General features: G+C 62.3%; 19 protein-coding genes. 12 read left to right on the top strand and 7 right to left on the bottom strand.

Going from position 1 to position 14,495, the window contains the following annotated elements; genetic code table 11:
* The 11 genes from rplD to M2361_RS19105 all read left to right on the top strand — a co-directional run bounded on the left by rplD (nucleotide 1) and on the right by M2361_RS19105 (nucleotide 5,263).
* Nucleotides 1-621 carry a 50S ribosomal protein L4 gene (rplD, locus tag M2361_RS19155; RefSeq protein ID WP_006216558.1) on the top strand — a complete coding sequence of 207 codons (621 nt, stop codon included), beginning with the start codon at nucleotides 1-3 and terminating at the stop codon, nucleotides 619-621.
* Nucleotides 618-914 carry a 50S ribosomal protein L23 gene (rplW, locus tag M2361_RS19150; RefSeq protein WP_006216557.1) on the top strand — a complete coding sequence of 99 codons (297 nt, stop codon included), beginning with the start codon at nucleotides 618-620 and terminating at the stop codon, nucleotides 912-914. The genes rplD and rplW overlap by 4 nt, the downstream gene beginning before the upstream one ends.
* The gene (gene rplB, locus M2361_RS19145; protein WP_006216556.1) at nucleotides 915-1,742 is read left to right on the top strand and encodes a 50S ribosomal protein L2; all 828 of its coding nucleotides are present in this window, start codon (nucleotides 915-917) and stop codon (nucleotides 1,740-1,742) included.
* 12 nt (nucleotides 1,743-1,754) lie between these two features.
* Nucleotides 1,755-2,030 carry a 30S ribosomal protein S19 gene (gene rpsS / locus M2361_RS19140; RefSeq protein ID WP_006216555.1) on the top strand — a complete coding sequence of 92 codons (276 nt, stop codon included), beginning with the start codon at nucleotides 1,755-1,757 and terminating at the stop codon, nucleotides 2,028-2,030.
* A 3-nt stretch (nucleotides 2,031-2,033) separates the two neighbouring features.
* Nucleotides 2,034-2,363 (top strand): 50S ribosomal protein L22, encoded by a 330-nt coding sequence (gene rplV / locus M2361_RS19135; protein WP_006227021.1) that lies wholly within the window; start codon nucleotides 2,034-2,036, stop codon nucleotides 2,361-2,363.
* 9 nt (nucleotides 2,364-2,372) lie between these two features.
* On the top strand, nucleotides 2,373-3,167 hold the full coding sequence (rpsC, locus tag M2361_RS19130; RefSeq protein ID WP_100853732.1) for a 30S ribosomal protein S3: 795 nt from the start codon (nucleotides 2,373-2,375) through the stop codon (nucleotides 3,165-3,167).
* A gap of 2 nt (nucleotides 3,168-3,169) precedes the next feature.
* Complete coding sequence (rplP, locus tag M2361_RS19125) at nucleotides 3,170-3,586, top strand: 50S ribosomal protein L16 (RefSeq protein WP_006216552.1); 417 nt, start codon at nucleotides 3,170-3,172, stop codon at nucleotides 3,584-3,586.
* Nucleotides 3,587-3,597: 11 nt separating this feature from the next.
* Nucleotides 3,598-3,789 carry a 50S ribosomal protein L29 gene (gene rpmC / locus M2361_RS19120; protein WP_003806912.1) on the top strand — a complete coding sequence of 64 codons (192 nt, stop codon included), beginning with the start codon at nucleotides 3,598-3,600 and terminating at the stop codon, nucleotides 3,787-3,789.
* Between the two features lie 2 nt (nucleotides 3,790-3,791).
* On the top strand, nucleotides 3,792-4,073 hold the full coding sequence (gene rpsQ / locus M2361_RS19115) for a 30S ribosomal protein S17 (protein WP_006216549.1): 282 nt from the start codon (nucleotides 3,792-3,794) through the stop codon (nucleotides 4,071-4,073).
* Nucleotides 4,074-4,184: 111 nt separating this feature from the next.
* Nucleotides 4,185-4,670, top strand: coding sequence for a hypothetical protein (locus tag M2361_RS19110; RefSeq protein WP_259251225.1), 486 nt, complete (start codon nucleotides 4,185-4,187; stop codon nucleotides 4,668-4,670).
* A gap of 152 nt (nucleotides 4,671-4,822) precedes the next feature.
* Nucleotides 4,823-5,263, top strand: coding sequence for a hypothetical protein (locus tag M2361_RS19105; RefSeq protein ID WP_259251223.1), 441 nt, complete (start codon nucleotides 4,823-4,825; stop codon nucleotides 5,261-5,263).
* Nucleotides 5,264-5,322: 59 nt separating this feature from the next.
* Here the strand turns inward: M2361_RS19105 and M2361_RS19100 are convergent, their stop codons facing one another.
* The 6 genes from M2361_RS19100 to M2361_RS19075 are packed head-to-tail and all read right to left on the bottom strand — an operon-like array spanning nucleotide 5,323 to nucleotide 11,010.
* Entirely contained in the window at nucleotides 5,323-6,390 is a 1,068-nt protein-coding gene (locus M2361_RS19100) for a branched-chain amino acid ABC transporter permease (RefSeq protein ID WP_259251222.1), read from the bottom strand.
* A gap of 10 nt (nucleotides 6,391-6,400) precedes the next feature.
* Nucleotides 6,401-7,411: a branched-chain amino acid ABC transporter permease gene (locus M2361_RS19095; RefSeq protein ID WP_259251221.1), complete on the bottom strand. Its 1,011-nt coding sequence runs from the start codon at nucleotides 7,409-7,411 to the stop codon at nucleotides 6,401-6,403.
* On the bottom strand, nucleotides 7,408-8,160 hold the full coding sequence (locus M2361_RS19090; protein WP_259251220.1) for an ABC transporter ATP-binding protein: 753 nt from the start codon (nucleotides 8,158-8,160) through the stop codon (nucleotides 7,408-7,410). Before M2361_RS19090 ends, M2361_RS19095 begins: the two co-directional genes overlap by 4 nt.
* Nucleotides 8,157-8,927 carry an ABC transporter ATP-binding protein gene (locus M2361_RS19085; RefSeq protein ID WP_259251219.1) on the bottom strand — a complete coding sequence of 257 codons (771 nt, stop codon included), beginning with the start codon at nucleotides 8,925-8,927 and terminating at the stop codon, nucleotides 8,157-8,159. The genes M2361_RS19090 and M2361_RS19085 overlap by 4 nt, the downstream gene beginning before the upstream one ends.
* A gap of 15 nt (nucleotides 8,928-8,942) precedes the next feature.
* Nucleotides 8,943-10,115, bottom strand: coding sequence for a substrate-binding domain-containing protein (locus M2361_RS19080; RefSeq protein ID WP_259251218.1), 1,173 nt, complete (start codon nucleotides 10,113-10,115; stop codon nucleotides 8,943-8,945).
* A gap of 13 nt (nucleotides 10,116-10,128) precedes the next feature.
* On the bottom strand, nucleotides 10,129-11,010 hold the full coding sequence (locus M2361_RS19075) for an alpha/beta fold hydrolase (RefSeq protein WP_259251529.1): 882 nt from the start codon (nucleotides 11,008-11,010) through the stop codon (nucleotides 10,129-10,131).
* A gap of 179 nt (nucleotides 11,011-11,189) precedes the next feature.
* Between M2361_RS19075 and M2361_RS19070 the strand changes: the two genes are divergently transcribed.
* Nucleotides 11,190-12,173, top strand: coding sequence for a helix-turn-helix domain-containing protein (locus tag M2361_RS19070; RefSeq protein WP_259251217.1), 984 nt, complete (start codon nucleotides 11,190-11,192; stop codon nucleotides 12,171-12,173).
* Here M2361_RS19070 and M2361_RS19065 read toward each other — a convergent pair.
* Nucleotides 12,142-14,310, bottom strand: coding sequence for a metallophosphoesterase (locus M2361_RS19065; RefSeq protein ID WP_259251216.1), 2,169 nt, complete (start codon nucleotides 14,308-14,310; stop codon nucleotides 12,142-12,144). The two genes, M2361_RS19070 and M2361_RS19065, sit on opposite strands and share 32 nt — an antisense overlap.
* Nucleotides 14,311-14,495: the final 185 nt, after the last annotated feature.

The following is a 14,495-nucleotide window of genomic DNA, read 5'->3' as shown; positions in this document are numbered from 1 at the left end:
ATGGATCTCAAGCTCCTGAACGACCAAGGTCAGGCCGCTGCTACGTTCAGCGCGCCCGATACGATCTTCGGCCGTGACTTCAACGAAGCACTGATTCATCAGATCGTGGTGGCTTTCCAAGCCAATGCCCGTGCCGGCAACCGCGCTCAGAAGGATCGTGCCGAAGTTAAGCACTCGACCAAGAAGCCCTGGCGCCAGAAGGGTACCGGCCGCGCACGCGCTGGTATGACTTCGTCGCCGCTGTGGCGTGGCGGTGGTCGGATTTTCCCGAACTCGCCCGAAGAGAACTTCAGCCAGAAGGTCAACAAGAAGATGTACCGCGCCGGGATCCGTTCGATCTTGTCGCAACTGGCTCGCGAAGACCGTATCGCCGTTGTCGAATCCTTTGATCTGGAATCGCCCAAGACCAAGGCTGCTGCTGCAAAGCTGAAGAGCCTGGGCCTGGACTCGGTCCTGATCATCACCGACAGCGTTGATGAGAATGTTTACCTCGCCACCCGCAACCTGCCGCACGTTGCTGTTGTCGAGCCCCGTTATGCCGATCCGTTGTCGCTGGTCCACTACAAGAAAGTGCTGATCACCAAGCCGGCCATCGCTCAACTCGAGGAGATGCTGGGATGAACGCTGAACGCTTGATGCAAGTCATTCTGGCTCCGATCGTGACCGAAAAGGCCACGTTCGTCGCTGAGAAGAATCAGCAAGTCGCTTTCCGTGTCGTGGCTGACGCTACCAAGCCGGAAATCAAGGCTGCCGTCGAACTGCTCTTCAAGGTGCAGGTCGAGTCCGTGCAGGTCCTCAACCGTAAGGGCAAAGTCAAGCGCTTTGGCCGATTCGTTGGCCGTCGCCGTAATGAGCGCAAGGCTTACGTGTCGCTCAAGGACGGCCAGGAAATCGACTTTGCGGAGGTGAAGTAAATGGCCCTCGTAAAAGTTAAGCCGACTTCGGCTGGCCGCCGTGGCATGGTGAAGGTTGTTAGCCCGAACCTGCACAAGGGTGAGCCCTACGCGCCGCTGCTGGAAAAGAAGACCCGTGGTTCTGGCCGTAACAACAACGGTCACATCACGATCCGTCACCGTGGTGGTGGTCACAAGCAACACTACCGTGTCGTCGACTTCCGTCGCGACAAGGACGGTATCCCGGCAAAGGTCGAGCGTCTGGAATATGACCCCAACCGTACGGCGCACATTGCACTGCTGTGCTACGCCGACGGCGAACGTCGTTACATCATCGCTCCGCGTGGTCTGGAAGTGGGTGCTACCTTGCTGTCGGGCACCGATGCTCCGATCCGCGCTGGTAACACGCTGCCGATCCGCAACATCCCGGTGGGTACGACGATTCACTGCGTCGAAATGCTGCCTGGCAAGGGTGCTCAAATGGTCCGTTCGGCCGGCGCTTCCGCCGTCCTGCTGGCTCGCGAAGGCATCTACGCTCAGGTTCGTCTGCGCTCGGGTGAAGTTCGCCGTGTGCACATCGAATGCCGCGCCACCATTGGTGAAGTCGGTAACGAAGAACACAGCCTGCGCCAAATCGGCAAGGCCGGTGCAATGCGTTGGCGTGGTATCCGCCCGACGGTTCGTGGCGTTGCCATGAACCCGGTGGATCACCCGCACGGTGGCGGCGAAGGCCGTACCGGTGAAGCACGCGAGCCGGTCAGCCCGTGGGGCACCCCGGCGAAGGGTTTCAAGACCCGTCGCAACAAGCGGACGAACAATATGATCGTCCAACGGCGCAAGCGCAAGTAAGAGGCGAACACTATGTCACGTTCGATCAAGAAAGGCCCGTTTGTCGATGCTCACCTGATCAAAAAGGTGGACACGGCCGTCGCGGGCAAAGACAAGAAGCCGATCAAGACCTGGTCGCGTCGTTCCACGATCCTGCCCGAGTTCATCGGCCTGACGATCGCGGTTCACAACGGCAAGCAACATGTTCCCGTGTACATCAACGAGAACATGGTCGGTCACAAGCTGGGCGAGTTCGCGCTGACCCGTACGTTCAAGGGCCACGCTGCGGACAAGAAGGCGAAGAGGTAAGCGATGGAAACTACTGCCATTATCCGTGGGGTGCACATCTCGGCACAGAAGACCCGTCTGGTTGCGGACTTGATCCGTGGTCAGAAGGTCGGTCGTGCCCTGGAAATCCTCACCTTCTCGCCGAAGAAGGCTGCCGTCATCCTGAAGAAGGCTGTCGAGTCCGCCATCGCCAACGCCGAGCACAACGACGGCGCCGATATCGACGAACTGAAAGTCACCACGATTTTTGTGGACAAGGCTCAGTCGATGAAGCGCTTCTCCGCTCGCGCCAAGGGCCGCGGCAACCGTATCGAGAAGCAGACCTGCCATATCACGGTCAAGGTCGGAGCTTAAGGAGTCACGATGGGTCAGAAAATTCACCCCACTGGGTTCCGTCTCGCGGTCACCCGTAATTGGTCCTCGCGTTGGTTCGCCGACGACAAGGCCTTCGGCACGATGCTTGCCGAAGACATTCGCGTTCGCGAGTACCTGAAAAAGAAGCTCAAGAGCGCCTCCGTTGGTCGCGTGATCATCGAGCGTCCGGCCAAGAATGCCCGCATCACCGTCTACTCGGCTCGTCCGGGCGTGGTGATCGGCAAGCGCGGCGAGGACATCGAAAACCTGAAGGCTGATCTGCAGCGTCTGATGGGCGTGCCTGTGCACGTCAACATCGAGGAAATCCGCAAGCCGGAAACCGATGCTCAACTGATCGCCGACTCGATTTCGCAACAGCTCGAGAAGCGCATCATGTTCCGTCGCGCAATGAAGCGCGCGATGCAAAACGCGATGCGTCTGGGTGCCCAAGGCATCAAGATCATGAGCTCGGGCCGTTTGAACGGTATCGAAATTGCTCGCACCGAGTGGTATCGCGAAGGCCGTGTGCCGCTGCACACCCTCAAGGCCAACATTGACTACGGCACCTCCGAAGCCCACACCACGTATGGCGTGATCGGCATCAAGGTCTGGGTCTACAAGGGCGACATGCTGGCTAACGGCGAATTGCCGCCGGAAACCGCTGCCCCGCGCGAAGAAGAACGTCGTCCGCGCCGCGCTCCGCGTGGTGATCGTCCGGACGGTGCTCGCACCGGTCGTCCGGGTGGTCGTGGTCGTGGTGGTCCCCGCAAGGCGGACGCTGCTCCGGCGCCTGAAGGAGAATAACCATGCTGCAACCCTCTCGCAGAAAGTATCGCAAAGAGCAGAAGGGCCGCAACACCGGTCTGGCGACTCGTGGTACCCACGTGTCGTTTGGCGAATTCGGTCTGAAGGCCACCGGCCGTGGCCGTCTGACCGCTCGCCAGATCGAAGCCGCTCGTCGTGCTATCAATCGTCACATCAAGCGTGGCGGCCGTATCTGGATTCGCATTTTCCCGGATAAGCCCATCTCGCAAAAGCCCGCCGAAGTCCGCATGGGTAACGGTAAGGGTAATCCTGAGTACTGGGTCGCTGAAATTCAGCCCGGCAAAGTGCTCTACGAAATGGAAGGTGTGAGCGAAGAGATCGCGCGTGAAGCTTTCCGCCTGGCCGCTGCCAAGCTGCCGATTTCGACCACGTTCGTCGCGCGTCATATCGGTGCTTAAGGAGTACTAACATGAAAGCTAGCGAACTCCGTTCGAAAGACGCCGCCGAGCTCGGCAAAGAGCTCGAAAGCCTGCTGAAGGCACAATTCGGTCTGCGTATGCAGAAGGCCACGCAGCAACTGGCCAACACCAGCCAGCTGCGCAACGTGCGTCGCGACATTGCGCGCGTTCGTACCTTGCTGACCGAGAAGGCAGGGAAATAAACATGAGCGAAACTCAAAACACCCAAGTGGCCAAGCGCCAGCGTACGCTGGTTGGCAAGGTCGTCAGCAACAAGATGGACAAGACTGTCGTTGTGCTCGTTGAGCGCCGCGTCAAGCACCCCATCTTCGGCAAGATCATCATGCGTTCCGCGAAGTACAAGGCGCACGATGAATCGAACCAATACAACGAAGGCGATACGGTTGAAATCGCTGAAGGCCGTCCCATCTCGCGCTCGAAGTCGTGGCGTGTGGTGCGTCTGGTTGAAGCCGCACGTATCATCTAAGTAGAGCAGCCATCGGAACGGTTCGCCGTTCTGATATAAAACGGCAAGGGCTAAACCCCTTGCCGTTTTTTTTCGTCCTTGAGATCTATGCCGATGCGGGTCAGGAACATCATGCGCAGTACCGTACGGGCTAATGTGCTTGTCGCCGCCTTGTGCTTGGCTGGTACCGCCGCCGCGCAAGCGGTGGATGCGGGCGCAGGTAACGGCCCGGCGGCGCCACCCGATGACGCCCGTGCCGGTAAGAACGTCTTGAACGCCGGGCCCGAGCCTCGCGTGAAGCTGCCTCCCGGGTCCCGTGACCACGCCGCCATCTTCGGATCGGATGACGAGGACGAGCAAGCGCTGGCGTCGCAGGAACAGACCCTGGAGAATCAGCGCAATCAACTGCTATTGCTGGAGCGCCTGTTCACCCAGAAGCCGGCCAGCGCCGCTGGGGCTGCGCCCGCCATGATGCCGTTGAATACGGGTTCGACGATGCGGCCCTTGCAGCCTACGCCGGCTGGCTCGCAGCTTGACCGAGGCAAGATCGACGAGATGCAGCGGCGAGTCGACAGCCTGCGGCGCGAGGCGGACACGCTGCGCCAGAGCGGAAAGTGACCGTCGCCGCGGTTGCTGCCTGGTCCTTGCCGGCTTTGAAACGCAGCGTAGCCACTATTGGCGCCCGCGTTGTTACAACCCCCCATGACTCCTGATATAAATCCAGCCAGCGCACCCATTGCGCTGACAATTCTGACCACAGGAGTGGCAACATGATCAGGTCCGCGGGCAAGCTTGGCATAGCAGGTTTCATGGTGTTGGCGGGCGCGGGTTTCTCAACATTCGCAAGCGCACAGAACATCGTTTTCAAGGATGTGGAGATCTCTCGGCCCATCCACGACAGCGTGCTGGTCGTTGGGAGCGATAGCCGGGCGCGCGCCGGCATGGAAGTCAGGGAGTTGCAGAGGGCGATGGATCAGGTACGGGATCAAACGCGTACGTTGGACGATCTGAAGAACGAGAACCGCGCGCTGCAACGCAAGGTGGACGATCAGGACAAAAAGATTGCCTCACTGGAGCGCAAGCAAAGCGATAGCAACCGAAGTAGCAGTAGCAGCAACAACAGCGCGAACGAGCGGCAGTTCAGCGCGATGCAGCGCCAGATTGACCAGCTTAGCCGCGACCTGGATCGCGTACGCAGCAAGGTGAAATAAGGCGACAAGCCTAGCGCGCGGCATGGGCGCATGCCGGCGCGCGGAGGCACTTGAGGGCGTTAGCGCCGCCGCGCGAACTCCCTCAATCGCCCCGCGATTCCCGTCGGAAAGTAATACACCGACACCACGAATAGAATCCCCAGCCATAGCAGCCAGCGGTCAGGTTCGAACAGCAACGCCAATGGCGCAACGCCCGTCACCGCGTCGTGGATGACTTGCAAGCCGTCTTGCAGATAGCTTTGCGCGAATACGAACAGGCTGGCGCCCACCACCGCGCCATACATCGTGCCCATGCCGCCAATCACGAGCATCAGCAGGATATTCAGCATGATTTCGAACGACAGCGTGGTGTCCGGGCCGTTGTAGCGCAGCCAAAGCGCGTACAGCGCGCCGGCCAGCGTGGCGAACGCGGCGGCAAGCAGGTTCGACAGGCTGCGGTACAGCACGGTGCGGTAGCCGATGGCCTCGGCGCGGAAGGGGTTTTCGCGAATGGCCTGGAGCACGCGGCCGAACGGCGAATTGACGATGCGCAGCAGCATCAGGAACAACACCACGCAGACCGCGGCAATCAGGTAGTAAGCGATGATGCGGCCGTCGATCGTGACGCCAAACACCGGTTCGGAAAAGGGCCGGAACGCCGGCCGCAGCAGTTGCGGCACCTTGAAGTTCAGGCCGTCTTCGCCGCCTGTCAGGTCCGACAATTGCGACACCAATGTCTGGAACGCGGCTGCGACCGCCAGCGTGATCATCGCGTAGAAAATGGCGCGCACCCGCAGGCTGGCCAGGCCGATCAGCAATGCAAACGCCAGCGATACCGCGAGGCCCGCGCCCACCCCTGCGAACACCGCCGTCCACCCCGGTTCCATCCGGATGCTGGCGATTGCCACGCCATAGGCGCCGATGCCGAAGAACATGGTGTGCGCAAAACTCACGATGCCGGTGTAGCCCAGCAGCAAGTCATAGCTGGCGACCAGAATCACGAACACCAGGATCTTGGCCGCCACCGCCAGCGATTTGGGACCGGGAAAGAGGAAGGGCGCGGTAGCGAGCAAGGCGACGATTGCAATCAGCGCAAGCGCCAGCAGCGGGCTGCGAGGCGGGTCGCCGGAGAGCAGGCGAAATGACATGTCTGGGCTCCTAGCGGTTCGTGACCGGATACACGCCTTGCGGCCGCCACAACAGAATGGCGACCATCAACGCGATGTTCGAGAACAGGGCCGCCTTGGGAAGCAGGAAGCCGGTGTAGTTGGCCATCAAGCCGACCAGCAACGCACCGATCAGGCAGCCGACCGTCGAACCCAGGCCGCCGATCATGATGACGATGAAGATCAGCACGTTCACCTGCGCACCCAGTTGCGGCACGATCGACTGCTGGTACATGCCCCACAGCACGCCGCCCAGGCCCGCCAGCATCGACCCCGCGACGAAAACGCCCACGAACAGATGGCGGATGCGGTAGCCCAGGCATTCGACCATTTCGCGGTCTTCGACGCCCGCGCGGATCAGCAACCCCAGCTTGGTTCGGTTCAGCAGCCACAGCATGCCACCCAACACCAGCACGCCGACGGCCAAGGCAACGATACGGAATTTCTCGATGGCCGCATCGCCCAGCAGGAATGCGCCACGCAGCGCCTCGGGCAGCGGCAGTGACAGGGTTTGCGGCCCCCAGATCATCTTGATGATCTCTTCGCCGATGATCATGCCGCCCATCGTGATCAGGATCTGCTTCAAATGCTGCCCATACACGGGACGCACGATCACCCGTTCAAAGGCCAGGCCGACGGCGCCCGCGACCAGCATGCCCACGATCATGGCCGGCAGTACGGCGGCCAGGTTCATCCACAGGCTGCCTGTCTGGGTCCAGTCGGACATCGCGCCCAGCACGGTCGCCGCCATGTAGGCGCCAATGGCGATGAACAGGCCGTGGCCGAAGTTCAGGACGTCCATCAGCCCGAACACCAGCGTCATGCCTGACGCAACGATGAAGATGATCATGCCCATTGCCAGGCCCGCCAGCGTCAGCGTGATCCAGGTTGAGAACGAACCCACCAAGGGCAGCGCCAGCGCGGCCAGCGCCAGCACCAGCAGAACGGGGCGCAGATCCGCACGTACGCGCGGCAAGGGTGTATCGATATCCAGCGTGCTCATTGATGGCTTCCCAGCGACAGGCCCAGCAGCCGCGTCTGTAGTGCGTCGTCTTGCGCCAGCGCCTGCATGTCGCCCGCATGGACGACGCGGCCGTTATCCATGACGGCCACATGGTCGCCGACCAGCCGCGCGAAGTTGAAGTTCTGTTCGACCAGCAAAATGGTGGTGGACGCCTGCTTGAGTTCGATGAAGGCGTCGATCATGTTCTGGATGATGGCGGGCGCGAGGCCCTTGCTGGGTTCGTCGATCAGCAGCAGCCGGCGCGGTTCGATGATGGCGCGCGCCACTGCCAGCATCTGCTTTTGTCCGCCTGACAGCTTGCCCGCAGGGTGCAGCCAGAATTTACGTAGCGCGGGGAAGAACCCGAATATCCATTCCAGTCGGGCCGTGTCGAGCTGATCCGCGTTCTTGGCCTGGCGCGCGGCCAGCAGAATGTTCTCTTTCACGGACAGGTCCGCAAAGATCCCCATGTTCTCGGGCACGTACGCCATGCCCATGCGCGCCATGTCGGGCGGTGACTTGCGCGTTGCCGGCCCGCCGATGGGCGTGCCGTCGAACGTCACCTGGCCTTGCGACGCGCGCCACAGTCCCATGATGGTGCGCAGCGTGGTGGTCTTGCCGGCGCCATTGCGGCCCAGCAGCATGGTGACGGCCGCGGCCGGTACCGACAGGTCCACGCCGTGCAGGATGTGATAGGCGCCGATGTGCGTGTGCACGCCCTTGAGTTCAAGCAGCAGCGGCGCGCTCATGCCGGCTTCTCCGTGGGGGCGACGCCCAGGTACGCCTGTTGCACGATGGGCGACGCGATGACGGCTGCGGGTTCGCCATCGGCCATCAGTTGGCCGTTATGCAGCACGACGATGCGGTCGGCCAGTTCACGCACGACGTCCATCTTGTGTTCAACCAGCAGAATCGTTTTTGTCGGATCGTTCTTGAGCTCTCGGATCAGCTCCAGCACCACGGGCACGTCGTCCACGCTCATGCCCGCCGTGGGCTCGTCAAACATGAATACCCGCGGCTCCAGCGCGATCAGCATGGCGATTTCCAGTTTGCGCTGATCGCCGTGCGGCAGGTCGGCGGCGGCCTGGTCGCGGCGTGCCGACAAGCGGGTGCGTTCAAGCAACCCATCGGCGCGCGCCAGCAGATTTCGGTCGTCATCCCACGTCCGCCAGAAGCGGATCTGGCGCCAGCTCAAGCCTTGCTGCCGGGATTGCAGCGCCAGCCGTACGTTCTCGTGCACCGACAGACGCGGGAACAATTGCGTCAACTGAAACGCGCGGCCCAGTCCCGCATGCATGCGGGCGGGGGCCGATAGTGATGTCAGGTCGCGCCCATTCAAGCGCACCGAACCCGCGCTTGCGCGCAACTGGCCGGAGATCAGGTTGAAGTACGTGGTCTTGCCTGCGCCGTTCGGGCCGACAATGGCTGTCAGCGTGCCCGGCGCGTAGCGGCAACTGACGTCGTTGACGGCCACGTGCCCGCCGAACCGGATGGTGAGCGATTGGGTTTCCAGCATGTCGGCAACCGGCCTTCAGCGCTTGTTCTGGATGGGCACGTTCATCTGGTCGGGCGTGATCTCCTTGACCAGGTCCTGCACGGCCCACGGCACCGACGGATCGTTCTTGATGCGGAAGTGGTACATCGACTGCATGGCCTGGTGGTCTTCGGGGCGGAAGGTCATCTTGCCCTTGGGGGTATCAAAGCTCATGCCTTCCATGGCCTTGATCAGCGTGTCCGTGTCCGAATTGCCCGCGGTCTTGTTCAGCGCCGCCGCGATCGCGATACCGGCCGACATGCCGCCCGCTGTGAAGAAGTCAGGCGGTTGGCCGTAGCGCTTTTGGTGTTCGGCCACGAGCCAATCGTTGATGGGATTTTTCGGGATGCCGTAGTAGTAGTACGTGGCGCCTTCCATGCCGGCCAGGGACTTAAGCGGCGTCATTGCGGCCAGCGTGTTGCCGCCAGTGGCGATTTCGATGCCGAAGCGCTTGGGGTCCAGGTCGGCGATCTTGAACGGGTTGCCGGCGCCCGCCCACAGGATGAAGATGATCTTGCGCCCGGGCTTGTCCTTCAACGCATCGAACAGGCGTTGTGCGCCCGCGGTGAAGTCGGTGGCGTTGGCGGGCAGGTATTCCTCGTGAACGATCTTGGCGTTCTTCAGGGCGCCCTTGAAGGCTTTCACGCCATCCCGGCCAAAGGCGTAGTCTTGCGCCAGCATGGCGATCGAGGTGCCGGCCTGGTCGAATGCCACGGCGTTGGCGATGGCGTCCTGCGACGAATTACGGCCAGTGCGGAAGATGTACTTGTTCCACTTGGCTCCGGTGATGGAGTCGGCCACGGCGGGTTCGACCAGCAAGATCTTTTCGTATTCTTCAGCAATGGGCAGCATGGCCAGCGCCACGCCGGACGAGGTCGGGCCGACGGCAATGTCGGCGTTGTCGTCGGCATAGGCGGACGCCAACTGCGCGCGGGCGACATCCGGCTTTCCCTGGTTGTCTTTTTCGATGACGCGGATCTTGCGGCCAGCCACGGTCATCGTGCCTTGCGTGGCGTATTCCAAGCCCAGCATCAGGCCCGCTTGTGTCTGCTTGGCATAGGCTTCCAGCGGCCCGGTCTTGTCGTACACATGGGCTACGACAAATTCCTTCGCGGCCACCGCTGAGTTCATGCAAAGGGCCGCCAGGGTGGCCAGCAAAATGCGATTCATGGGAAGTCTCCTGTTATTGGGGCGCGCGCGCGCCCGCCATGGGGTCCGGCGTGGCAAGGAATTGGCGGATGACGTCGATCTGCGGCGCCACGTTCAATGCGGGGGCATGGCCGCAGTCGGGGAAGTCGATGCGCGTGGCGCGTGGGCCGCGCTGCGTCATGGCATGAGCGACTTCGGGCAGCAGCAGGTCGGAGTCGGCACCGCGCAAGAGCAGCAAGGGCATGCGCAGCGTGTCGTAGCCGCTCCAGCGGTTGTAGTCATCGGGATGGTGCTTGAATTGGCCCACGATGGCGGGGTCGTAATGCGCCGTGACGCGGCCATCGGGCAGGCGCCGGACCGAAGTCTCGGCCATGCGCCGCCATTGCGCGTCGCTCTGCCAGCCGTAAGGTTTGTAGGCCACACGCAGCCACGCTTCCAGTTCGGTGACGGTATCGAAGGCGGGCGGGTTGCCCGCGTAGGCAAGGATGCGGTCGACAGCGGGTTGGGGCAGTTCGGGTCCGATGTCGTTGACGACCATGTGCGAGATACGGTCGCGCAAGGTGGTGGCGGCGGCGTGCATGCCGGTTGCACCACCCATTGACGTGCCCACCCAACGCATGCGCGCAAGCGACAGGCCATCGGCCAGCGCGAGCGCCAGGCGCGCGTAGAAATCCAGCCGGTATTCGGACACCGGATCGGGGCTCCATTGCGATAGACCGCGGCCGATCGTATCCGGGCAAATGATGCGGTAGTCGTTTGCCAGCGCTTGCGCCAGATCGTCGAAATCACGACCGGTACGGGCCAGGCCGTGCCACATGACGACGGGGGGCGCATCCGGCGCGCCCCATTCCATGTAGTGCAGCTCGCGGCCCTCGCAGCGCAGATAGCGCGAAGCCGGCGTGTGGCGGTCGGCCATTGCGGGCGCGTTTGCCATGAGTCTCCTCCCGGGTTGTCCAGGTTGTGTGCTTATCGGGCTGACTATAGACTTGCGCCAGACGCATCCACAATGCGCCGCGCACCCCAAAGCAGGGTGAGTCAAGAGCTTGTAGACGCAAGATCAAATTGCGCTTGCCGCCGCGTTCAGGAGACCGAGACATGCCCGATACGGAATTCGCCATTTCGGCCGCTGCCGGCGCCGACGGGCGTGAGCAATGGCGCGCGGCCCTGGCGGACGCATTCGGCCCGTTCGAGGTACATCGCGGCAAGCCGGATCATTTCGCCGGGCATGTGCGCTACGCCCGCCGCGCCAGCCTGCAATTCAATGACCTGCACTATCAGGGACAGAAGCTGGAGCGCACGGCCGGCAACGTGTCGCGTCTGGACCAGGAGTTCTACACGTTCGGCCTGCCGCTGTCCGGCCCGCTTGCCGTACGCCAGCAAGGCCGTGAATTTCAGGTCGAGCCAGGCTGCGTGTACCTGATGAACCAGAGCTTGCCGTATCAGGCAACGGCGCTGGGCTCATCGGGCTATCGCAGCCTGAGCGTGTCGTTTCCGCGTAGCGCCCTGTCGCAGAGGGATTCGCGCATCGGCGCGTTTCACAAGCTGCGCATCGACGACGGCTCACCGCGCGGCGCGATGCTGGCCAGCTACATGGACCATCTATTCAAAGGCATGGGCGGCTGGTCGGACACCGAGGTGACCGAGCTTGGCGAACGCTTGATCGATTTGATCGTGCTGTTCCTGGTGCAGCCGGGGCAGGGGCATGCTTCGGAATCCGATAGCAGCGTTACGCTCGCGCACCGTCAGCGCGTGCTGGCGTATATCCGGCAGCACCTGGCGGACCCCGCGCTGTCGCCGCAGCAGGTGGCGCAGGGCTGCGGCGTGTCGGTGGCCTATCTGCACCGCATTCTGCGGGCAGGGGGCCTGTCGGTGGAGTCCTTCATCTTTGATCAGCGCCTGGACCGGTGCCGCGAGCTGTTGCTGGATTCGCGGCACCGCCATCGTGGCATCGGAGAACTGGCGTACCAGGTGGGCTTCACCCACCAGTCGCATTTCAGCCGCCTGTTCAAGAACCGCTTCGGCATGACGCCGCGCGATCTTCGAGCGCTTAAAACGGTGAAGGCTCGTTCGAAAGATTGACGATGCTGTTGCTGGTCAGGTCCAGCCGGATGTGTTCCGACGGGGCGCCCGCAGCCAGCTTCAACATGATTGCCATCAACGGCTTGAAGCGCGCCTTGAACAGGTCGGCCAGCGTGTTGGCGTTGCTGACGCTGTTGCCGTTCATCTGAACCGAAGCGTTGCTATTGGCAAGGGCCTGGGCCAACAGCTTGTACTGGTTGGCGCGTTGCGCCGGGATGTCGGCAAACGCCAGGTCGCCCGCGTTGGCGATGCGCACGAAGTCACCTGCCATGTCCAGTGCCTTCCACTGCGCAAAGTCAGACAACTGCATGCCGTTGGCTTGCGCCAGGGCTTGAGCGCGTGCTTGGGCATCCGCCACGTTGCCGGCATAGGCGGCGTTGCTGGCGCCGCTGCCACCGCCCTCCGCAAGGCAAGCGAAGAAGGCGGGAGTCAGATTGTTCTGATTGCCGGTGCTCGCCAGTTCCTTGAGCGTGACGGTGGTTTGCAGTTGCGACAGCGTCAGCAGGTCGGCGCCGGTGAGCGGGCTCTTGACCAGTTCACGCATTTCGCAGCGCCAGTCGTCGTTGAGCAGGCGCAGGCGCACCAATTCGCTCATGTAGCGATAGGTGAAGTCGCCGTAGTCCTTGGCGTCCAGGATCGACACGTCCCAGCGCGCCGGCGTCGTGTAGGCGTTCTCGGCGCGGTACAGGTCGAACAGCTCGTCAAAGCGCGGCACCTTGTCCAGGCGGATGGTTTGCACTTCGATCTCGTCCGCGCTGTGTAGCGTCATCAGTTTGTAGGCCGGCACGTAGGCCGCCATCGACGGCGCCTGGATGTTGAACAACGCCGTATCGGCCCCGTAGTTGCGCGCCGCCATGTCGTTGAAGTGCATGTGGCCGCCCACATGCACTTTCAAACCGGTTTCAGCCAGCGCCCGCGTGGTGTTCTCGGCCGGGCGGCGGATCATCTGCATCTTGTTGGCGCCCAACAGCGCCTCGATGTCGTCCGACGCGCCGTTGAAGAACTCCGACATCGGGAAGTGGCTGAACGCGATGACCTGTTTGCCCTGCGCCTTGCCGCGCGCGACCACGTCCGTCAGCCATTTGATGACGTGGGCCTTGTGCGTGAGCATCTTGTTGTAGCCTTGGTCGCCAGAGCCGGTGAAGTCATTCGCACCGATGCCGGTGGGCACATAGACGTTGGCGTCGATGCCAACCAACCAGACGCCCTTGACCGGTTCCACCACGTAGGACGTGTCCGGAACCATCTTGCATAGCGTGTAGTTCTGCGGCTTGTTCGGGCCGCCCGTGCCTTCCGCGCAGATCTCGTACTGGCGGTTGATCCAGTTGGCTTGATCGCGTGCGGTGGTGTAGTCGTAGTCTTCGTACTTGTAGGTGCTGTACGGTGTTTCGTAATAGACGTTTTGCGGCTGCGGCATGAAGCCGTGCTGCTTCAACGCGTCGGTGATGCCGGCGTATCCCATGTGCAGGACTTCTTCCGTGCAGTAGGTGCTGCCGATCAGTGCCCAGTCGCCGCTGTAGGGCGTGCTGCAAGCGGCATTGCCACCACGGCTGTAGATCGGTTGCGAGAAGCCGATGGCGCCGGTTACCGGGTCCAGGCCCAGGTAGTCGCTTTTTCCGGCGGCCTGGTTAAAGGGACGGTTGGGATCATGGTTGCCCGGGGCCGCGAAGAACTGAATGCCGTGCTTCTTCGAATAGTCGTCCATGATCTTGACCAGGCCGCGCATGTGCACGGGCTGGCCATCATCCGAAAAGTCACCTGGCAGCGCGATGTACTTCACGCCACGCGATACGGCGTTATCCAGCGCGGCCAGGAAAGCGAAGTAGTTTTCGTTGAACAGGCGGGTCGACGTCAGTTGCGCGTACATCGTGCGGATGGTGGCGTTGTCGCCATGCTTCGGGTTCGGGATGCCGGGGAACGAGCCATCCTTGAAGTCGGCGTAGACGTCGTGGAAGTGGATGTCGGGCATGAACGCGACTTGCACGGGGGCGGGCGGCGCGACCGGCGTTTCCGTGACAGGCGGGGGCGTCTCGGTGACCGGGGAGCTGCTGTCGTCATCGTCGCCGCCACAAGCGGCGAGCAGGGCCACGAGCGTGGCGGCGCCGGCAGTGCGGGCGAAGCGGGAGAGGGCATTCATTGCGCGTACATTTCCTGGAAAGAGGGGCAGACAGTTCCTTGTTCAAGGTCAGGTGCCTGTCAGCGAAGCGCAATATTCCCGGACACCCATGACAGCATCATGAAACGCATGGGGAGTGCTTGTCGCTTGGGGGCTGGTGCTGGGTGCTGGGCGCTGGGCGAAAAAAAAGCCCCTTGCGGGGCTTT

Source organism: Achromobacter sp. JUb104 (assembly GCF_024806975.1).
Lineage (GTDB): Bacteria > Pseudomonadota > Gammaproteobacteria > Burkholderiales > Burkholderiaceae_B > Achromobacter > Achromobacter spanius.
Note: the sequence above shows the minus strand (reverse complement) of the source record. Positions and strands in the feature narration are given on the sequence as shown.